This is a genomic window from Mastigocladopsis repens PCC 10914 (assembly GCF_000315565.1).
Lineage (GTDB): Bacteria > Cyanobacteriota > Cyanobacteriia > Cyanobacteriales > Nostocaceae > Mastigocladopsis > Mastigocladopsis repens.
Genome location: NZ_JH992901.1, coordinates 5,464,242 through 5,485,819 on the forward strand (window position 1 = coordinate 5,464,242; position 21,578 = coordinate 5,485,819).

The following is a 21,578-nucleotide window of genomic DNA, read 5'->3' on the forward strand; positions in this document are numbered from 1 at the left end:
AATTGAAATGTTGTTAAATGTCTGAGATATGTCAAAGTTAAAATTATTTGCTCTTCCAACGACAGTTTAGGTCTGCGACCTCCTCCACCCGCAATAATTCTTACCTTTTTAGACTCAGATGATACTTGTTTTTGGTTATGCACCTCTCTCGCTTGTTCTAAAAGTTGCTCTAATTGCTCATACTTGAGACCAATTAAACGCTGTGCATCTAGAGGATGATGTTGAATATGCTCAAATAGAGAACCCACAATAGTTTGGTAAAAATACATTTGTATATGATTTTACCAGGAATTATTTATTTTCCGGAGATGTCTATTTATTTGCTCTCCACAAGACTATGTATTGTTGCTGACAATACATCACATTGCTGTCGATGGTTTCTCATTTGGGATTATTCTGGATGAGTTGCGTTTGCTTTACGAGGCGGAAAATACGGGTAAAGCAGTATCTCTAGCTCCTATTCATGACTCGTATAAGGACTTTGTGCAATGGCAACAGAAAATGCTCAAAAGTTCTGTAGGAGATAATCTACGGGCATATTGGCACAAACAGTTTGCTGGGGAGTTACCAGTATTAAATATACCTACAGACCGCCCCCGACCGCCAGTCCAGAATTATCAAGGAGCTTGTTTTAGTTTTGAACTCACTAAAGAATTAGCCGATCGCCTCAGAGAAATAGGGAAAAGGGAGGGAGCAACCCTTTACATGACCCTGCTGGCTGCTTTTCAAGTGCTCCTTCATCGTTACACGGGTCAGGAAGATATCGTTGTTGGCTCTCCTACGGAGGGGAGAAGTAAGACTGAATTCACCAATACTGTAGGCTTTTTTGTGAATATGCTTGCCCTAAGAGTCAATCTTACGGGCAATCCTACTTTTCTTTTGCTTTTGTTTCAAGTACGTCAAACGGTATTAGCAGCACTCACCCATCAAGATTATCCTTCTCCATTATTAATCGAGCGATTACAGTTAAACCGCGACCCCAGTTTTCTAGGACTTTTCCGTGCTTCGTTTAATCTGTTGCAATTTCAGGAAATGGCACCGGAATATGAATTATCTATGTCTACTCAAACAACAGCCAGAGAAGATTGGGGAGGTTTGAGGTTAGAACCTTTTGTCATCCCACAACAAGAAGGTCAAAACGATATAGTTTTGGACATTGTTGAGACAAGAGAATCCTTAGTTGGTATATTTAGGTACAGCACTGACCTATTTCATGAGACAACAATCAGCCGCATGGCAGGCAATTTTCAGACTTTGCTGGCGGGAATTGTGACGAACCCAGAGCAGGAGATTGCTTCATTACCTTTGCTCAGTGAAGTCGAACAACATCTGCTTGAGGAGTGGAATAACAATCAGGTAGACTATCCCCAAGATCGGTGCATTCATCAGTTGTTTGAAGCTCAGGTGAACAAGACACCAAATGCAGTAGCAGTATCGTTTAAAGACCAACAACTGACATATCAAGAGTTAAACCTTCGAGCCAATCAACTAGCACACTACTTGCGCTCTTTGGGGGTAAAACCAGAAGTGCTAGTGGGGATTTGTGTCGAGCGTTCCCTAGAGATGGTTGTAGGATTACTAGGAATTCTTAAAGCTGGTGGAGCTTATGTACCATTAGATCCGCAATTACCCCAAGAACGCTTAAATTTCATGCTCAGTGATTCACAAGTCTCGATACTGTTAACTCAACAAAAACTGATAGAAATTCTTCCTCAGCAGAATGCACCTGTAGTTTGTTTAGACAAAGATTGGGAAGTAATTAGTCAGGAAAGTGAAACAAATCTAGTTAATAGTGCGACATCACAAAATCTAGCCTATGTAGTCTACACATCAGGCTCTACAGGTACATCAAAAGGAGTTGCGATCGCCCATCGCAGTCTGGTTAATGCATATTGCTCAACTCAAAATCTAGCAGAAGCTTACCAACCTACTCAACAAGAAGGAGTATTGCAAGATCCTGTAGAACGCATTGAATTTAAGCTCAAGCAACCAGGATTACGACAGTTAGAACCCTCTCAACATAGCGTAAAATTACCCCAACCTGAGTTTGATGACAACCTCACTCAAGCTTACCTAGAACGTCAAAGTTATCGGCAATTTTTGCCTCAACCTATTTCTTTAACACAATTTAGCCAGTTTTTAAGTTGCTTGCAGCAGATGAAACTGGATAATTATCCTCTACCAAAATATCTTTATCCTTCCGCTGGTAGTCTCTATCCCGTACAGACTTAGTTGTTAATTAAACCTAACCGAGTAGAAGGTTTATCAGCAGGAATATACTACTATTATCCTGCTGAGCATCGTTTGATATTGGTCAGCGATAGCAGCGAAATTGATGGCAGTGTTTATCGTGGCAATCAACCAATTTTTGATAATGGTGCTTTTTCGCTATTTTTGATTGGAGAACTAAGTGCTATTACTCCGATTTATGGAGAATTAGCAAAAGAATATTGTCTTTTAGAAGCGGGTCATATCGGTCAGTTGTTAATGAAATCTGCGCCAGAACAGGAAATTGGATTGTGTCCTATTGGCTATCTGGAATTGAGCGAAATACAAGATTTATTTAAGCTCGAATCGAGTCAGGTTTTACTTTATAGCTTTGTGGGTGGCAAAATCAATTTAGCTCAAACTCAACAGTGGTTTTCCTCTAAAACCGATAAAGGTTTCCAATCAATTTCTGTGCAGTTACGGGAGTATTTACAACAGAAGCTACCGACATATATGGTACCTTCTGAGTATATTTTATTAGATGCCTTGCCTCTCACTGCGAATGGGAAAGTAGACCGCAAGATGTTACCTACTCCCGATATAGTCAGGTCTAAATCTGAAGCAGTTTTAACACCTCCAAAAACTGAAATGGAGCGATCTTTGGTCGAAATTGTACAAGAACTTCTTCAGGTATATGCAGTGGGTATAGATAATAATTTCTTTCAGTTAGGCATGGATTCATTGAAATTAGTGCAGTTAAGGAATAAGTTGCAAACTCAACTCAGAGTCAATATTTCCCTGAAACAATTGTTAGTAGAAGCAACGAATATTGCAGAATTAGCTGTAGCTGTAGACGAGCAATTAACTTTAGCAAAAATTAAGTCAGTGCCCTTGTCTGCTGAATCCGATAATAATACAGAAATCATCGAATTATGAATAGAAATAAACTTTTAACAGAACTGAAACAACAGGGAATCAAATTATCAGTCAAAAACGAACGATTGATTATTGAAGCTCCAAAAGGAGTATTGACACCAAAACTAAGAAACTCCTTAGCAGAACATAAGCTAGATATTATACGTTTGCTAGAACAAACCGAGATAAATACTACTTCTGTACCAGTAATTGAATCAGATTCTACCAGCCGATATGAACCTTTTCCCCTTACTGATATTCAGCAAGCATATTGGATCGGACGCAGTGGCATATTTGAGTTAGGGGATGTAGCTATTAGTGGTTATATCGAGTTTGAAACTGAAAATTTAGACTTGTCGCGACTTTCAGCAGCTTGGCAGAAATTAATTTATCGTCACGATATGCTGCGAGCTGTAGTCTTACCTACAGGAGAGCAACAGATTTTAGAGGAAGTTCCAGACTATGAAATTTCTACCTTGGATCTGCGAGAAGTACAAAATCTTGAAGCAGAACGGGTACTCACAGCCATGCGAGAAAAATTATCCCATCAGATGTTACCTTGCGATCAATGGCCTTTGTTTGATATTCGAGCCACTTATTTGGACGACCATCGGATGCGGCTTCATATCAAAATAGATTTATTGATGATGGATGCTGCTAGTGTTCAAATTCTATTCCAAGAGTGGAATCAACTTTACCAAAATCCTGAAATTTCCTTTAAACCATTGGAGGTATCATTCCGAGATTATGTAATTAATAAGCAAACACGACAAGATCCAGAATTGATAAAGCGATCGCACAATTACTGGTTCAGTCGTTTAGATACTTTACCCCCAGCACCAAAATTACCTCTAGTTTATTTTCCTAGCGAATTAAAAGATTATAGATTTAAACGTTACCGCGCTCGACTCGAACACAATATTTGGGAGCAATTAAAACAGCGAGGGAAAAATGCTGGTTTGACTCCTTCTGTGATTTTGCTGGCTGCTTTTGCGGAAATTTTAACAGTGTGGAGCAAGAATCCTCGCTTTACGATCAATCTCACCGTGTTTGAACGTCTTCCTCTCCATCCTGACATTGATCGCATTATAGGCGATTTTACTAATACAATTTTATTGGCAGTAGATAATTCAACCCTAGCTACATTTACTATCCGCGCTCGGAAAATACAGCAGCAATTATTACAAGACTTAGACCATATTCATATTAGTGGAGTGGAGGTACTGCGGGAATTAGTTCGTCGTAGAAAAACTGGATTAACCGCAGTGATGCCAATAGTTTTTACCAGTCTTTTAGGTTTAAATTCTGTAAATCAAAGAGATTTAGAACTCAGTTTTTTAGGAGAAGAAGTTTATAGCATTAGTCAAACACCGCAAGTCTGGCTCGACCATCAAGTTACCGAACAAAAAGGAGCATTAATATTCAACTGGGATGTGGTGGAAGAACTCTTCCCTCTTGGTCTTATGGGTGATATGTTTGGGGCTTACTGTGATTTACTCAAGTGTCTGGCTACTTCCGAATCGGCTTGGGTGGAAGCACAACAAGAATTATTACCTGCAACTCAAACAACTAAACGCCATGAGGTAAATAATACTAGTGCTCCAATTTGTCAGCAAACTTTGCACGGCTTGTTTACCTTGCAAGTGAAAACACAACCCCAACAAGTAGCAGTCATTACGAATGAATGCCAGTTAACATATGAACAATTATACCAGCGAGCATCAGGATTAGCACGTAGATTACAACAGTCGGGAGCAACCCCTAACACCTTAGTAGCTGTAGTGATGGACAAAGGTTGGGAACAAGTTGTAGCCGTACTAGGAATTTTAATGTCTGGAGCGGCGTATCTCCCGATTGACCCCAATTTACCCCAACAGCGACAGTGGTATTTACTCGAACAAGGACAAGTTAAACTAGTTGTTACCCTACCCCACCTAGAAAGCAATCTTTCTTTACCTCCAGGGGTGCAGAGTCTATGTGTTGACGATAGCAATGCAGAGACTAACCCGACCTTCGCGCCCTTAAACGATGAAAATAACCGCAATCTAGCCTACGTAATTTATACATCAGGTTCCACTGGATTACCTAAAGGAGTAGCCATCGACCATCGGGGTGCAGTTAATACAATTGTTGATATTAACCAGCGCTTTGGAGTTGGAAGTGGCGACCGCCTCTTGGCTCTCTCGGCGTTAAATTTTGATTTATCAGTGTACGATATCTTCGGTATTCTTGCAGCTGGGGGAACCATAGTCATTCCACCGAAAGATGCAGTTAAAGACCCGGCTTGCTGGTATGAATTAATAGTTAAGCAAGGAGTTACGATCTGGAATTCAGTTCCGGCTCTGATGCAGATGTTGGTAGAGTATTTATCCGCACAGCCTTTCATAGTACCATTATCATTACGTTTGGCTTTGCTAAGTGGAGATTGGCTGCCTTTAAGTTTACCAGAGCAAATTCATTTGTTTTGCTCGGATATTGAAATAGTTAGTTTGGGGGGAGCAACGGAAGCTTCAATTTGGTCGATTTGCTATCCCATCACCGCAGTCTCCCCCGATTGTCCGAGTATTCCCTATGGTAAACCGCTGACGAATCAACAGTTTTATGTCTTCAATGAATTAATGGAACCAACTCCGCTATGGGTTACAGGACAGCTTTATATTGGGGGGATAGGACTAGCGCTAGGTTATTGGAAAGATGATGAAAAAACAAACGCTAGCTTTATCACTGGATTACAAGCAATTGGACTTAATCCCGAGTACGAAGCTCACACTCAAATTGAACAGATGGCGACTCACTACATCCAAGAGTTACAATTAAAACCATTATTGCCTTAGAAAAAATTGATGGCAATTGCCTGAGTTACGATATGTGGTGTCAGGAACATAGTGACCAACCACCCAATTTTGCTGTTGAAGCCAATGATGTAGCCGTACAAATGTATACTAGTGGCACTACCGGACGACCCAAAGGTGTCCAACTAGGACATTACAGTTTTTTTGCGATCGCCAAAGAATTTGCTCAACGAGGCAAAAAGTGGATAGGTTGGAACGAAACTGATAAGAGTTTGCTGACCTTATCTTTATTCCATATCGGCAGTCTCTGGTGGGCTATCCGTGGTCTAGCATCAGGAGCCGAAAATATTATCTTAGACAATTTTATCGGCGTTGAGGTTCTCGAAGCGATTGAAAAGTACCGCATCACCAAGACATTTATGGTTCCAGCGATGATTCAAATTCTGTTGAACGAACCATCATGCCAAAAAACAGATTTTTCATCACTAAAATACATTATTTATGGGGGTTCCCCTATCGCCGAAGCAACACTCAAAAAAGCGATCGCCACATTCGGTTGTCATTTTGTGCAAATATATGGGTTGACAGAAACAGGAAATTGTGCAGTATCTTTACCTGCGGATGAGCATACATCTACAAATAAAGACAGACTCAAAGCTGCGGGTAAACCCTTTCCTGGTGTATCGGTAGCCATCATCAACAGTGAGGGTAAAGAAGTCTCTTGCTTTCAAGTGGGTGAAGTTTATATCAAATCTCCGGCAAATATGATTGGTTATTGGAAATTACCAGAAGCCACAGCAAAAACTTTAGTAGATGGCTGGATTCATACGGGTGATGCTGGTTATGTTGACGAAGAAGGTTACATTTATATTTGCGATCGCTTTAAAGATATGATTGTTTATGGTGGTGAAAATGTCTATCCAGCAGAAATTGAAAATATTTTATACGTATCGGCTCAATAATTTGGGGTAGGCAGTGATTCAAGCTGCCACGACCAGCCCAATGGAATGAGAGAAGATTTCTCGCGAATAACTTGGGCAAGAGAGGGGATTGCTCGAATTTGAGAAATACGGTCACGCATATACTCAAAAAAGCTGATTTCTAACTTGCGAGTAGTAGCCACAAGAGACATAAAAGTATCCCAAGCTTGAGTTCCCTCAGTTGTCTGAGTTGCATAGCTAACATTACGTCGCTGCACCATAGTCCTAGCAGCTAATTCAGCAGGATTATTATGCAGGGGTAATTCCGGATGCTCTAAAACTAGAAGCAGTTCTGAAGCTTTGGCAACAGTTAATCGTTTTCGTTCATCCAACTGTTCGTAACCACTTTTTGTATCAAAAAGTTTCCAGAATTTAGACTTTAGTTCTCGTGCGACTTCTGCACTGGGAAAATCTCTGTAAGTGAGTAATTCTCGGTAATAATCCCAGAAATCATCCAAGAATTTATCAAGGGCTTGTTGATGATAAGCAACCAGTGGACTTAACTTCTTATAATGTCGTCCCTCATCTACCCAGCATAAAGCCAAATCATCAGTGAGTAACTTGAACTGAGGAGCATCATCACATACGAGAGCTTGCACCACTGGCCAATCTCTTTGCTGATGATAAAAGGCGATTGCGGCTGCTTCTAAAACACGAGTACGTTGGACAGAGCCTAATTTGGGTAGATATGTATCAAGTAGTGTATTAAAGTCTGTGCAGCTAAATACAGTTTCTTGAGGCAAGAGTTTTAGAGAATTCTTCCATTTAGTCGGTAGTTGGAAAGCCTCCAGGAGTGAGAAGGTGAGTTGGTTAAGAAGAAACTCTAGTTCTCGTCCGTTTTGTAATCCCTTCAGTACAGTTAATCTGTCTTTGTTGGGAGTTGTAAAGTAGACCGTATACAAAGGGTTACACACTACATTGGTGGTATAGTTGACTCCAGCAACACGGGCACCAGTCTGGTCAAACTGCTGCCAGGGACTGCTAGCTAGCCCAGCTTCATAGATTTCACTTTTCTCGCTTTCAAAACAAGGGTGGTTTTTGATCAACAGGTTGGACAAATGCCCTGCTGACATGGAGATGCCAATATCCTCTAAAAACTCTAACAGTTTGCCTTGGGTCATATTGCCTCCATAGTACAAACTAATCACCAAGGCTTTTATTCCCGGGCCAAATTCTCCAGAGTAACCTAGTGGTAGTTCTGCCAGATAAGTTTTTCCTTCAGACGGCGAATAGTATTTCTGTTTACGGAATAATACGTTATCGGCTGCCAGGGTGATGTCTTGAACGATTACTTCCTCGTAACCTTTGAATTGTGCATCTGCTGGCAGTCATTCTAAGGGATACTCCAGTATTTCTTCTCGGTCTATTTTTAGATGAGCATTTTTGCTGCCCTTGGAGTGGTTTTTCAGAGTCTTTCGTTCTTCTTCTGATGAGTGGTTGTTTGAGAACCCTCTCGGTTTTTTGGCTTTGATGTCTGGCTGACCCTGTTCTCCCTTGAGGCGGTTGTTTTCGTCTCTTAAGCGTTGGTTTTCTTCTCGTAACTCTTTTACTTCTGTATGTAATTGCTCTATCAGGTTCAGTAGTATCTCTACTGTTTGACGCAAGGACTCCTCTGCAATTTCCTTCGGGTTGATGGTTTACACTAAAGTCTCTACTAACTTTTCACTCGATTGCTTTTGCGTCATCTGTCATATTCTACGACGCTATGTGTTCCTCGCTCGTTTTTTTATTTTTCTCGACTACCCCTGTTTATTGAGCCGATACGTTGAGAGAGACTTGGAGTTCGCGGCTGTTATATCTACCGTAACTTGCACTCACTCGTGCTTCTGGTTCTGGAGTTGCTTGCCTAGAAATGATATTGACGACCCCACCAGAACTATTTCGACCGTATAGTGTACTTTGGGGACCCCTGAGCACTTCTACTTGTTCTAGATCGAGTAAAGCAAGGTCTAGAAAGCCGTTATAGTCAATTGGAACATCATCGATGTAAAAGGCTACACTATCCTGAGCGGTCAGGAAATTTTGATTGTTCAAACCCCGTAAACTGTAATTATTAAACTCAGTACCACCGGAAGATGTGGGAAGAAAGTAAAAGTTGGGCGTTTGATTGGCAATATCAGCAAAAGAATCGATTTGAGCATCTTCTATTTCCTGAAGGGGTATGACCGTAACACTTATCGGTACATCCTGTGCGTCTTCCGGTCGTTTTTGCGCGGTAACGATGAGTTCAATATCTGCTTCGGGAGCAGGAGCTAAGCTGAAAATTAAACGGCGATCGCTACTCGTCATCTGTGCGCTCGGTACATCTTCTACCCCAGTCACGCGCACCTGCACTTTGTTGTCATCTAGCTGTACAACTGTTACAGAAGCAATTCCTGGAGTGGGTGTTTGCGATTGAAACTTCTGACCATCCGGTAACGCCAATACCGCATTTTGGATGTCTGCAATCAAAGTCTTACCATCCACTCTAGTTGTCGGCTGTGACAATTCTCCCTCAAGAGTTTCTAAAACAATTTCCAAACCGCTTTGCGTTTCTTGCAGTTTAATTCCAGTTACTTTAATAACTTGAGGAGTTGTATTTTCCTGGGTCAGCAAATCAGTTGCACTCGTTTTTGGGAACTGAATTTCGCTCAGTTGGGAAATATTTGAAATTGATGTCTGAGTTTTTTGTGCTTCATTCGTAGTGCTTGTCAGTTTCTTCTCAACCTGAGACCAAGCATCTTGTTTTTTAGTAATAATTTCTGTTTCTCTTTGCTTTTCTCCTGCAAAACATGGTTGAGCCAACACTAAACAACATACACCTGCAAAGCCTGCGTATAAAAATTGTTTCAATTTCAAAGTATCCTCCCACACCACATGAAAATTGCACTCACACAAAAGAATCGCAACTCTAAGTAGGTCGGCGTGAATATTTCTCATTGGGATAAGGCAGAGGGCAGGAGGCAGGAGGCAGGAGGGAAGAGGGTTTTAGCATAGTTCATCTTTCTTCACATAGTTTTTTTTATACTCTAAACGGCTAAAAAGTGGACTTTTTTAAACTACACAAAAGTCTAGTTTTTAACCGTTCTTAGTATATTGTGCAGACTTACTTAGTAGAAATGCTGCAATAGTGAAAGCAAGTTATATTATCAATACGAAAATTCACCGTTGTCAAACGACACGTTGTCAAAGTAATACCTTGAAAAGCAAGTAGATTTTGTCAATATGTCCAAGTATATAACTTTCCTTCCGCACCATTGGTAACGGCGTAAATAGAAGGTTCATGCAACCAGGGGCTTTTTAGTATGATGTCACATTTGTCAACCCCTTTTGAGTACTTTATTGATAATTATTATCGATCAATACTTTGCCTACTTTGCTTTCTTTTAGGCAATGTTTTTCAGTTTCGAGACGGAGCGATAATACTTTGAAACAGACACTTCCAGGTACTCCAAGCTCCGTTTTAGGCAAAGTTCTTTTACTGTCTATGCGCTAGAAAAAGTATTTGTGCAACAAATCTATTCATGAGTGCGGTTAAATCTCGTATCAATCCCTGTAACTGTTGCTGTATAAGGTTTATAGCCATAGGTTGCCCCTGGTTGCACGAACCTTCTATTTACGCCGTCTACTACAAACGCGGTAAACTGTCTGTATTAGGGTATATATGTGGTGTATACATGGCTAATGTGGAACGCGAATCAATTAACTTCAAACTCCCCAAAACCCTGACTAAAGCACTCCGCACTGCTGCACGAGAACGTAACACCACTGCTAGTGACTTAGTTATCCAGGGCTTGCATCATATCCTGGGGTCAGCCCCAGGTACAGAAACGAGTGTAGAAATTCGTCTACAACAACTTGAAGCTCAATTGACTCAAATCGTCAATCGACAAGATGCTCGTATAGAATTGGGTGTAGAACATAACTCCAAACAAAGACTTTCACTGTTGGAGCAGAAGACTGAAGCAATCGTCCAAAGGTTAGCACAAATAGAAGGAGCAATCTCTTTACTTAATCAGCGATCCTCAACTGGCTCCCGGCGACAATCTTTTAACTACCGCCCACCGCAGCTAGAACTGCAAGCTTATACGGGAGAAAATTTAGCGAAAAGATTAGCCCTCTTCTGTCACTTTCCGGGTATTCTAAATAGAGAAAAAACTCTGGAAGGTAAGCAGGGAAATGGATGTAGAATTACAAATTCTAAAGCATTTGGCGAGAGATGCTCACCCAACAGTTGCCATCATAGATGAATAGACCTCTTGCAAAAGTCGGTCAAACAGAGTCACTTTTAGCTAGGCGAAGCTCATAGTTATATAGACCAGCATTGAGTCATGACATGCTTACTTGTGTTTTGATATCGACTATCTTTGCACTTTATTGATATATATAAGCGAAATTGACTTATGCACTACTTAATTTATTTGTAACCGTCAGAGGTGGGTTAAGCCGCAGGTAATACTAGGTTGGAAGAATTAGCGACATCAGGAACCAACGAAACGACCCTTCAAATAGCGAATAATCAAACTTCCCCATAATATAGATAGTGCGCTTGTCTGTAACAGTAATAACATTTTGGGGAATTAATGATGAGTCCAGCAGCACCACCGGAGGCGGATACTCCATCACTCACACAAGACTATAGAGACTTGTATCGACAGGGCAAACGGCTTGAAAAGCAAGAACGTTACGAAGAAGCGATCGCTTATTACAACAAAGCTATAGAGGCTTGCCCCAATGAATACTGGCTCTGGTATGACCGAGGTAGCGTCCTGCGGGAATTGGGTGATTATCAGGAAGCTCTCAAGAGCTTTGACCGAGCATTGGCTCTTCGCCCTAATGATTACTGGGCGTGGTACAACCGGGGATACATTTTGTTAGAAGAACTAGAGCAGTTTGAGGAAGCGATCAAGAGTTTTGACAGAGCATTGGCAATTCGCCGCAATGACTACTGGGCGTGGTTTCGTCGGGGAGAAGTCTTAAGACATTTGGAGCGCTATGAAGAAGCCATTTCCGACTATGATCAAGCTTTATCAATTCGTCGTGATGATTACTGGGCGTGGTTGCGTCGGGGAGATGCCTTGAGACATTTGGGTCGCTATAAAGAAGCGCTCAAAAGTTACGACGAAGCCCAATATATCCGTTCGGATGAATTTTGGACTTACTACAAAATAGGAGATACTTTGAGATATCTAGAGCGCTATGATGAGGCGCTTGCAAGCTATCAAAAAGCAATCCAACTGAACCCAGATGATGAGTATGCTTGGTATAATCGCGCTTGCTGTGCCGCCCAAGTTGGACAAGAATCGCTAGCGATTGAAAGCCTTCAGACAGCCTTAAAAATCAATCCGAATTTTCAAATCTTTGTCAAGACTGACCCCGATTTAGACGTTATCCAAGACAGTAGACAACTTGAAGATTTGCTGAGCAGGATAGCTGAGTGGAACCCATAAATGCGGAAAAGGAAGTTTGTTGGGTTTATTGTATGGAAACCCAACAAGCTATGACAGATATTGACTAAATTTGAGCCTCAATTTGCTTGACTGCTGTCAGCGCCGAGTAACTCACACCAGCAGTCCCTTCGCCTGGGTGGGTGGAGTCACCAACAAGCCACAGATTGCTGATGGGTGTACGGTTGGCAAAACCAAAGGGACCGAAAGTGGATATCCTTTGACCAATACCACCAACAATACCGCGATCGCGTGCTGTGTACCTTGCAAAAGTGCGGGGAGTGGCTGCTTCTAGATGAACAATGGTTTCTGGTTTCAAGTAAAAGAACTTTGCCAGGTGCGAGATAGCTTCTTGTGTATACTGTTGCTTTAACCCCTCATAATCCTCAGTCAGCCACCACTGTTGTGGATCTACAAAGGAAGAAGCAATAATTGTCGCTTTTCCATCTGGGGCGCGACCATCTCCTGGATGGCTTACAGAAACAAACAGGGAATTATTCTCCCCAATGGGACCTTTAGCATCATACATAAATTGGAGATGGGGCGGACATCCAGAAGGAATAGCGCTTTCGTCTACGCCCAGATACACAACAAAAGCACCTGATGCGGGTGGTAGTTTTTCTACTCGTCGCTTATAACCATTGGGAACCTTATTGCCCAACAACTGCACCAAATTCTGCGCGGTAACATTGGCAACGACTTGGTCGGCTGGTTCTGTCCAGACTTCGCCAGTTTTCTGATTGCGAATGACCACAGTGGTAGCTTTGCCCTTTTCTACTTTGATATGTTCCACCGTGTGGCGCATGAGCAACTTGCCACCATTTTTTTCTAAAGCTTCTACCAGGCGATCGCTTAGGACTTGCATACTACCTTGGAGATGATACAATCCCTGCGGCAACTGCGATACACTCAACGCTGTTGCTGCATAGAGTAAAGCCGTTTCTTCTGCATCTACCTGAGAGTAGAGCTTGAGTTGCAAATCCAGAAATGTCTTTAAGCGGTGGTCGTTTGCCAGCTTATAAGCACGTAATGCATCTCCAACTGTAAACAACGTGTAGGGTACGGTAATAAATGTACGAGGACGCACTGCTTTGGTAAGCTGTAATAAATCCCACACGTTACGTGGCGGTAGCACTGGGTCGCGTCCTTGGAATTCCCAGCTGGCTTTAAACAAAGCCGCCATCAACTGCCAAAACGGTTCGCTACCAGGAAACTGGCGTTGCCGTTCCTCTTTCCATTTCTCTGGATCTCGCCAAACGTTGATTGGTGTCTCCTCACTAGGCAAATACACTGCACAAGCGGGGTCACAAGGCTTTGCTTCTGGTAGATTGATTTCTAATTCTGTGAAGATACGGTGGTGAATTCCACCTGGTTCCAACCCTGCTACTTGAGTGGCGCCCACATCAAAGGTAAATCCTTTGCGTTTAAAGGTAGAAGCACACCCTCCTGGTACGAGGGCTTGATCCAGAATTAAGACACTGTAACCTCTACGGGCTAATAATGCTCCAGCAGTGAGTCCGCCTATTCCAGCACCGATAACTATGACGCGGGATTTGCTGTTGCCAACACGATGACCTGGCATTGATGTTTACGACATATTTCTTAATATTTATATTAAGAATTTTATATTACTTTACAAAATCTTAGCGTTGTTTCTTGTCCTATTGCTCGCGAAACCCCGGCAACACCAAAATTTGAGATATACGGGATAGTACTTTCTCAATCTCTTTTAGCCAGCAATCCAGTAAAGCTACTGGGTGCCAGACCAACATATAAAGTGAAATCTTGAATTTTGACAGTAATTCTTGTCGTAGGCTGAGATTTCTAAACCAGTAAGCAAATTGCTGTCCGATACGGATGCGTAATCGCAAGGACAGATCGGAATTACAGTTGTTCTGTTGTGCAGCTTTGTGCAAAAATATTCGATAAATTTCCTTGAGTCTGGAGTGTATAGAACTCACTTTTTGGCTTGATGGGAAAAAGGGTGAATACCAATGACCTAACCAAAAACCCCTAAGAGCATTTAATTCCTCCAGACTAAGTTCTTCGCCTAGTAATTGTTTGATATTGTGCTTTGAGTTACTCAGAGAGTAAGTATCCTGCTCTAATTGCTTTGCAGAAGAAATACTCTTGTCGTGACGGCGCTGTTGTAGTAGGGCATCAGATAAAATAACAATGTCACCAACCTTACTTAGACGGCTCCAAAGTTCGTAGTCTTGACTATAGCGATAATCCTCGGAATAACCGCCCAAATCGCTGACTGGCTTTTGCCTAAACATCACTTGGCTGTGACCTGCCACATGATTATAGAACAACAAGTACCAAGCTACTAAGTCGCGATCGCACTCCCTTGGCTGTTTTCCGATAAAACGTCCCTCAGAGTCGATCCAATCTATATTGCAAGATACTAGAACAACCTCTGGAGACTTATCCAAAAGTTCCACCTGCTTGTTAAATCTTTCTGGTAGAGACACGTCGTCTGCATCTTGTCGGGCGATGTACTCTCCTTTTGCCAGTTTTAATCCCTTATTCAGAGATTTAGTCAAGCCAATATTTTCTTCGTTCTTGAACAACTTAACGCGACGATCTTTGTCAGCATATTCACTGAGAATTTGCCAGCTACAATCGACAGAACCGTCATCAATAATAATGAATTCAAAATCAGTAAAGGTTTGATTGAGAATACTTTCTATAGACTCCCGTAAGTACTGGTCTCCATTGTAAACTGACATTACAACGCTGAGTTTAGGTAGCATTTGATATATCTCATCAAGTTTTTTCTAGGACTAGTTATGCCTTCGTCAATTTCCTGTAGCTTTGGTACGGCAAACTGCAAAATGCGCTCTACTCTGCTATCCCAAGTAAAGTTATCTACCTCTTGAAAAGCAAGTTCAGCAATAGCACTTGCAAGTGTTGGATTTTCAAATAATTGAACTATAGCTTCTTTAAAGGAAAGAGGTTCGTCAGGTTGCGCCAAAAGAGCATTTTCGCGATCGCGCAATACTGTCTTTATAGTTGGCAATGCTGAAGCAACAATTGGTCTTCTAACAGCCATATACTCAAACAGTTTCAAAGGGCTAGTCGTTTCGCTTAAATGCCAGTACTTACTAGTAGGAAGAATCAGGACATCTGCTGCGTACAAGTATGCGGCTAACTCAGATTGGACTACGTGACCGACTATATTTACATTGTGTAAGTTCAGGTTTTTACACTCTTGTTTGACTCGATTAATATCATTGTCCCATCCTCCGACTAAAACAAATTTATACTCTGGCAGGAGGCGGGCAGTTTCTAGCAGTGTTGGAATTCCTTTATGTTCGTATAAATGCCCTGAGTATAGAACAATTTTTTCATCTTGAGGTAGGGAGAGCTTTTGCCGAGCTAAATCTTTTGGCTGGTAGGGCAGAAAATTGCTCAAATCCACACCGCTATGAACAAATAATGCCTTGTCGGGGCTGAGACCATGTTTGATATATTGCTCTAATAATTGGGGCGATATTGTAACGAAACCGATAAAGTTTTTGTCATCAAAAAATTTCCGACTGGGAGAATCATCGTTGATCGGTTCATGCTTTTCCCACACAACTGGTATACCTATCTTGAGCAAAAGCTCAACGTTTTTTGGTGTACGAGTGTACACCAATGAGGGAGATTTGACACAGGCATACAAAACAGCTAATTTAAAAAATTTTGGATTGTAATAATCTGGGGGAAAAGGATAATTTGCCTTAATATGTGTTGGTATTCGTGCTACCTTAAAATTGCAATGTAAGCCATACCAATCTTTAAATTCTGCATCCATCCCTTTCAAAGCTGACTTAATATCTCCACCAGTCACTAACTCAAAGTTTTCAATTTTTTTAGATAAGGCTTGCGCCATTTTAGCGACTTGTATCGTATGAGCCATTTTTGAAGGCAGATTTCCATAAGATAAATAGAGCAGCGATTTTAATGTTGCCATGTTAATTTATTGTCTGGTGGTTGCAGTCTAGCTTTCAACGTGACAGTCTTAATCAACTTACTTACTCACAAGCTTCCACGCCCTCGGTTGATAAAACTTACATCCACTCATCTTGCCATCTGACTCGACTGTAAACTTGAAAGATTCAATGACATCAAAAGTATAAAAAGCGCCTGTTTTGACTTTAACACTCATGGTATATGTACCAGGGCTAAAGCAAAGGTAAGGCAAATGAACTTGTATCTCATGTTCTCCTGGGAGGACTTCAAAAAACGTTTCATCATTTCCTCCACTTATAAATAAAGCTGAACCTCCTTCACCACCCAATTCTGTAATTTTTAAGTGAAGGTTAACATCATCAAATTGCTTGTGTGCTTTAATACCTACGGAAAAATTAACGTTTTGACCACTTGCTATTGATTCAATGATTTTTCCCTGTTGGTCTCTAAATAAAAGTGAAATTATATCTATTCCTAAACTTTCATCTTCTAACTTTTCTGGGAGAAACATGACTGAGTTTGTTTGATTGGCTGAACTTCCCAGAAATAAATCTTCTTCATATTTTTTGACAACTTCTTCTATGCTGCCAGATACAATTAATTCGCCTTTTGATAAATAAATGGCGGATTCACAAGCATGTAATATTGCTTGAGTGTTATGATTAACTAAGATAAAAGATATACCTTTTTGACGCAGTTCATACAGCTTACGATAACACTTAGCTTTAAACTTGATATCTCCTACAGCCAACACTTCATCAATGAGAAGAATTTCTGGCTCTGTATGAATTGCACAAGCAAATCCTAATCGTGCTGCCATACCGGAGCTATAGGATTGCACTGGAGCATCAATAGCATCCCCGATTTCTGCAAAATCTACAACATCCTGAAATCGCTCATCAATTTCTTGTTTAGATAAACCCAAAATTGACATATTTGTATAGACATTTTCCCGCCCTGTTAAAATTGGATTAAATCCGGCTCCCAAGGCAATGAGTGGCGCTAACCGACCAGTCACTTCCACAGAGCCAGTATCCGGTTTGATTAATCCACTAATGATTCTTAGTAGTGTCGTTTTCCCACTCCCATTTGGTCCTATTAAACCTAGGGATTCTCCTCGCCGCAACTGAAAACTGACATCCTTTAACGCCCAAAATTCCTTTGGTCTTAGCTTCTGGCTCGATGCTCGCGTTCTTGTTAACTCAGAAACCATATCCTGAACGCCGTAGAGTAGCGATCGCTTCAAGTCACGGCAAAACTTTTTCGAGACTCCCTTAACACAGAGAATCACGTCATCACCTTGCGGCTTTTCTAAAATTTCTCGATCAGTAACGTTAATCGTCATTAGGAACTTATCCGCTCAACTACAAAGGGCATCGCTAGACGATATACAAGCCATGCCAGTAGTAATCCTACTATGGCAAACAGACTCGCTAGCCAAAATCCGTACGAGTTTGACACCACACCTGTTGTCGCTAATTCCCGTGTTGTTACAAGCAGTGGGGTAACTGGATTTAGTTGCACAATTGCTGCTAATCCACCCCCACGGGGAACAGGATAAACCACTGGGGTCAAAAACAGCCACAGTCCGATAATTAGGGTAAGACCCCTGGAAATGTCGTTATATAGAACACCAAGGGGAGCTAGTAACAAGCCGACAAATGTTCCTAAAATCACCAAATGAATCAAGGCTACTGGTGCCAAAATTGCAGTCCAACTCACTGGTATCCGAAACCAGAGAAACAACGCTACGATGAGAATTAACTTGATGGCGAAGTTAAAAAATACTTCGCCTAGCTTGGCAAGGATGAGTGCTTCACGTGGAAAATTGATTCTAGCCAGCATCTGCTTTGCAGCAGTCACTGCTTGAATCGGAGCATTGAGTGCTTCCGTAAAAGTCTGCCATAAAGCCATGTTAAACACGACAAAAGCCGGGTAAGGCAGATCTGTTGCTCCCACATTAACGATTTTGGCGTTGCTGGCAAAAGTAAAACCCAAGGCAGCTATAATCGGTGGAACAAAAGCCCAGAAAATCCCTAAAAAAGACTGGCGGTATTGCGCGCTAATATCCCGCACCATGAGCTGCCAAGCCAGTTGCCGAGAAGCAAGCAAGTCTCGCCCCATTGCTTTGAATAATTGAACAGGATGCTCCAGCTGACTTTCAGGCGTGTAAACCACCCTTCGCGTTTGCCGAGTTGCTCCTGGAGTTAACTGCAAGGGTTTACTCCTTGATTTGTTCATAGATAAAAGGAAGTTGTCATAGAATTACACAGAAACTTTTTGCCTTACTGCTTGAGAAGCTGGTCTTTGACACAGTTGCATAACTTTAAACCATCTTTGTCGCAGAACTCTGTCATATAGTTTCAACGACTGTTTGCCTTTGTTGACCTGCCTGGTGATATCAGCAATTGTCATCTCCTGTTGTTGATTTGACTGCTGATTTAATCCCAATTTTTGTCTGAACTGTAACCAAGAGTTATGATCTTGCCAAATTAAAGAAGTCAATGGACTAGCTACAAGCTTTAAAAGACATTTAACAAAGATCTTATAAACTCCTGGGCGTAAAAGGAACATAAAATCTGCTTGTAAAGCGTTGAATAAATACACCAAACTATTCCAATGAGCACTGCCAGTCAAGCTTTTTCCTAACAGGTAGCTGTAGAAATAACTTTTAGACCACCGATAGATACAGCTTGGAATCTCTGGGTGCTGTTGCTGAGAATTTCTCAGGACGAGATCGTAAGACCTTGCCATTGAGCTACAGTTGCTGGACATACTTCCATTTATCTGACGGTAACCAACCAAAAACTCTCGTACCACCCGGAATTCATAATATTCAGCAATACGCAAGTAAAGATCCCAGTCCTCACAACCTTGAGCATTATTTTCTTTCAATTTGCAGCTGTAGCCACCGACTTTCTCTAGACAAGTACGACGAATCAGAGGTGAGCTAGCATGACCTACAAAATTGCGATACACCAAAGCTGCATAAATTTTTCCTTCTGGCTTGTCAGTAGCATAATCACTATATTCTCCAATAATTAAACCCTGTTCATCAGTCCATGCTGACCAGCAGTAGATTAATCCAACAGATGATTCTGCTTGCAACATGCACTGCATTTGTCTTTCTAGTTTGAGAGGATACCAAATATCATCGGCATCAATGGGTGCGATATATTCCCCACGAGCATTTTCAATTGCCAAGTTACGAGCCGCTGCAACTCCCTTATTGGACTGCTGCAATAAAATGACACGGCGATCGCTTTGTGCAAACGATTTGACTATTTCAGGAGTTTTATCCCGCGAGCCGTCATCTACAACTAAAACCTCAATGTTTTTATAAGTTTGAGATAGTACAGAGTCTAATGTTTGACTAATAAAAGCCTCTGCATTATAGGCAGGTATAATTACCGAAACTAAGGGTGCATTCTGCTGCATCTGTTCTATATTCATCCTGTTTCTGCCCTCTTTCGTATGACTTTATGCCTACTTTTCGTGCTATGTACAGTAACAAAACTTAGATAAAGTATTTTACTAGTACTAAGCCTCGCCGTATCGACTGTTGCAAAAGCTTGCATCGGGGATATTACATTCCCAGAATCTGCGTATACCCCTTTGTTACACAATACATTAAAATTACTACCTCAGAGGACTTTATATTTTAAAGAAATAATGAATATATGGATGGATTAGCCTCAGGATATAGTTTCAGCAGTGGCACTAGCATTTTAGTTACCTTCGATTCTTTCATCATGTCATCCTTTTTGATACGAAGACTTGAGGATTTGATTAAAAAAAACTGCCCTTTCACTTAATGAGATACTGTCTGACAAAGCTGCACAATGTACAACCATCTTTGCCATTTAATGAGTTCGTATGGTTGCCACGGAAAATATTGTATTTTATAAATTTCTTTCTGGCTCTCAGAAACTGTATTCACGCCATTAATAGCTACCTTTTTAGAAGACTGAATTTTTTTCGGAAACTGTAACCTAGATTGTTCTTCTGACCAAATCAAAGAAATGAGGTACTTAGCTGAAATTTTAAAAAGGCATATAATAAAGCATTTATACACACTGCTTTTTAACAACGGACTATAATCCAATTTGATAGCTTTGTATAGCCAGGCTAGAGTACTCCAATAATCTCCACAAGCTCTGCCTATTGATAGCATATAGATGTAAAAATTACTGGCAGACCAATTGTAGATGCGAGAGGAAGTTTCTGGACGCCGTTGTCGAGCATCTGCCATAACCAAATTGTAAGACCTCTCCATTGCCGTACAATTTCTAGACATACTTCCACTGACCTGACGATAACCAATTAAAAACTCTGGCACAGCTCGGAATTGATAATATTCAGCAATACGCAGATAAATATCCCAATCCTCACAGCCTTGAGCATTTTGCTCTCTAAGTTTTGAGTTGTAACCACCAACTTTCTCGAAACAAGTTCGGCGGATTAGAGGTACACTACCATTGCCTATAATGTTGCTATATAGCATAGCTGGGTAAACGTTACCCTCTACGCTTTGAAAATTTAAATTATAGTGGAGATTGTATTTGCCAATAATTGCATCCTCTTCGTCAATGTCCACAGACCAGGCATAAACTAATCCTACAGATAGGTCTGCTTCTAACATAGATTGCACTTGTTTTTCTAGTTTTTGAGGATACCAAATATCATCTGCATCAATTGGTGCGATGTATTCACCTCTAGACTTTTCAATTGCTAAATTCCGCGCAGCTGCTACACCGGCATTTTTCTGTTGCAATAAAGTGACACGCTCATCTTGTTGAGCAAAAGATTTCACAATTTCAGCAGTTGTATCCTGAGAACCATCATCAACAACTAAAACTTCAACATTTGTGTAAGTTTGAGACAGGACTGATTTCAATGTCCGACCGATAAACGCCTCTGCGTTGTAAGCAGGGATAATCACTGAAACCAAAACCAATGGAGAAGCAGTCTGCATTTTCTTATTCGTATTGCAAATCTTGCACTATAGAATTAACAACCTAGCCAGAAACCTAGATTTGATACGCTTATGACAATTCCCCCAAGCAGCATTGTGCTTGATAGCAAAACTGTCACTATAGAGACAGATATTACAGCTATCAATACTTCCGGTCTCTCCGAAAGTTTACTGATAATTAGAGTTTAGTCTGTTATCGTAATTTTGCGAGGAACAACTGACACTTCAATGCAAAAAATCTCACTTTTGAGCAGTGATGATTGATTGGGGAATTTAATGTAGACCTATACTGCAATGTCGTCCGATCTAAAAAAACTGAACT

At 41.1% G+C, this 21,578-nt stretch carries 15 protein-coding genes and 2 pseudogenes; 6 read left to right on the forward strand and 11 right to left on the reverse strand.

All coding sequences use genetic code 11. The annotated features are described in order from the left end of the window. Nucleotides 1–269: pseudogene (locus MAS10914_RS35085) on the reverse strand (IS5/IS1182 family transposase); the annotation flags it as partial. Between the two features lie 28 nt (nucleotides 270–297). Between MAS10914_RS35085 and MAS10914_RS31830 the strand changes: the two are divergent. From MAS10914_RS31830 to MAS10914_RS31155, 4 genes and pseudogenes are all read left to right on the forward strand, one after another. Then, nucleotides 298–2,232: pseudogene (locus MAS10914_RS31830) on the forward strand (condensation domain-containing protein); the annotation flags it as partial. Then, nucleotides 2,233–3,144 carry a SagB/ThcOx family dehydrogenase gene (locus MAS10914_RS0126320; protein WP_017318935.1) on the forward strand — a complete coding sequence of 304 codons (912 nt, stop codon included), beginning with the start codon at nucleotides 2,233–2,235 and terminating at the stop codon, nucleotides 3,142–3,144. After that, a complete protein-coding gene (locus MAS10914_RS0126325; protein WP_017318936.1) occupies nucleotides 3,141–5,957 on the forward strand; it encodes a non-ribosomal peptide synthetase in 2,817 nt (938 codons plus the stop codon). Before MAS10914_RS0126320 ends, MAS10914_RS0126325 begins: the two co-directional genes overlap by 4 nt. Nucleotides 5,958–5,989: 32 nt before the next feature. Further along, a complete protein-coding gene (locus tag MAS10914_RS31155; protein ID WP_017318937.1) occupies nucleotides 5,990–6,877 on the forward strand; it encodes an AMP-binding protein in 888 nt (295 codons plus the stop codon). On the opposite strand, the gene MAS10914_RS34695 is transcribed toward MAS10914_RS31155, so the two are convergent. The 3 genes from MAS10914_RS34695 to MAS10914_RS0126345 all read right to left on the reverse strand — a co-directional run bounded on the left by MAS10914_RS34695 (nucleotide 6,871) and on the right by MAS10914_RS0126345 (nucleotide 9,727). After that, nucleotides 6,871–8,016, reverse strand: a complete 1,146-nt coding sequence (locus MAS10914_RS34695; protein ID WP_017315955.1) for a transposase — start codon at nucleotides 8,014–8,016, stop codon at nucleotides 6,871–6,873. The genes MAS10914_RS31155 and MAS10914_RS34695 overlap by 7 nt on opposite strands. Nucleotides 8,017–8,223: 207 nt before the next feature. Beyond that, nucleotides 8,224–8,499 (reverse strand): hypothetical protein, encoded by a 276-nt coding sequence (locus tag MAS10914_RS31835; RefSeq protein WP_017318938.1) that lies wholly within the window; start codon nucleotides 8,497–8,499, stop codon nucleotides 8,224–8,226. A 145-nt stretch (nucleotides 8,500–8,644) separates the two neighbouring features. After that, entirely contained in the window at nucleotides 8,645–9,727 is a 1,083-nt protein-coding gene (locus tag MAS10914_RS0126345) for a TonB-dependent receptor plug domain-containing protein (RefSeq protein ID WP_232224241.1), read from the reverse strand. A gap of 671 nt (nucleotides 9,728–10,398) precedes the next feature. Here MAS10914_RS0126345 and MAS10914_RS35090 point away from each other — a divergent pair. Together MAS10914_RS35090 and MAS10914_RS0126355 are read left to right on the forward strand one after the other, a co-directional pair. Then, entirely contained in the window at nucleotides 10,399–11,124 is a 726-nt protein-coding gene (locus MAS10914_RS35090) for a hypothetical protein (RefSeq protein ID WP_198015006.1), read from the forward strand. A 333-nt stretch (nucleotides 11,125–11,457) separates the two neighbouring features. After that, nucleotides 11,458–12,324, forward strand: coding sequence for a tetratricopeptide repeat protein (locus MAS10914_RS0126355; RefSeq protein ID WP_232224242.1), 867 nt, complete (start codon nucleotides 11,458–11,460; stop codon nucleotides 12,322–12,324). 64 nt (nucleotides 12,325–12,388) lie between these two features. Here MAS10914_RS0126355 and crtD read toward each other — a convergent pair whose 3' ends face one another. The 7 genes from crtD to MAS10914_RS0126390 all read right to left on the reverse strand — a co-directional run bounded on the left by crtD (nucleotide 12,389) and on the right by MAS10914_RS0126390 (nucleotide 21,256). Next, nucleotides 12,389–13,903, reverse strand: a complete 1,515-nt coding sequence (gene crtD / locus MAS10914_RS0126360) for a C-3',4' desaturase CrtD (protein ID WP_017318942.1) — start codon at nucleotides 13,901–13,903, stop codon at nucleotides 12,389–12,391. A gap of 79 nt (nucleotides 13,904–13,982) precedes the next feature. Beyond that, entirely contained in the window at nucleotides 13,983–15,053 is a 1,071-nt protein-coding gene (locus MAS10914_RS32330) for a glycosyltransferase family 2 protein (RefSeq protein WP_017318943.1), read from the reverse strand. After that, on the reverse strand, nucleotides 15,053–16,228 hold the full coding sequence (locus tag MAS10914_RS0126370; RefSeq protein WP_017318944.1) for a glycosyltransferase family 4 protein: 1,176 nt from the start codon (nucleotides 16,226–16,228) through the stop codon (nucleotides 15,053–15,055). Before MAS10914_RS0126370 ends, MAS10914_RS32330 begins: the two co-directional genes overlap by 1 nt. A gap of 111 nt (nucleotides 16,229–16,339) precedes the next feature. After that, the gene (locus MAS10914_RS0126375) at nucleotides 16,340–17,626 is read right to left on the reverse strand and encodes an ABC transporter ATP-binding protein (RefSeq protein ID WP_017318945.1); all 1,287 of its coding nucleotides are present in this window, start codon (nucleotides 17,624–17,626) and stop codon (nucleotides 16,340–16,342) included. Further along, complete coding sequence (locus MAS10914_RS0126380; RefSeq protein ID WP_033365456.1) at nucleotides 17,626–18,522, reverse strand: ABC transporter permease; 897 nt, start codon at nucleotides 18,520–18,522, stop codon at nucleotides 17,626–17,628. Before MAS10914_RS0126380 ends, MAS10914_RS0126375 begins: the two co-directional genes overlap by 1 nt. Before the next feature lie 24 nt (nucleotides 18,523–18,546). Then, nucleotides 18,547–19,734, reverse strand: coding sequence for a glycosyltransferase family 2 protein (locus MAS10914_RS0126385; RefSeq protein WP_017318947.1), 1,188 nt, complete (start codon nucleotides 19,732–19,734; stop codon nucleotides 18,547–18,549). 358 nt (nucleotides 19,735–20,092) lie between these two features. Next, complete coding sequence (locus MAS10914_RS0126390; RefSeq protein WP_017318948.1) at nucleotides 20,093–21,256, reverse strand: glycosyltransferase family 2 protein; 1,164 nt, start codon at nucleotides 21,254–21,256, stop codon at nucleotides 20,093–20,095. Nucleotides 21,257–21,578 lie beyond the last annotated feature (322 nt).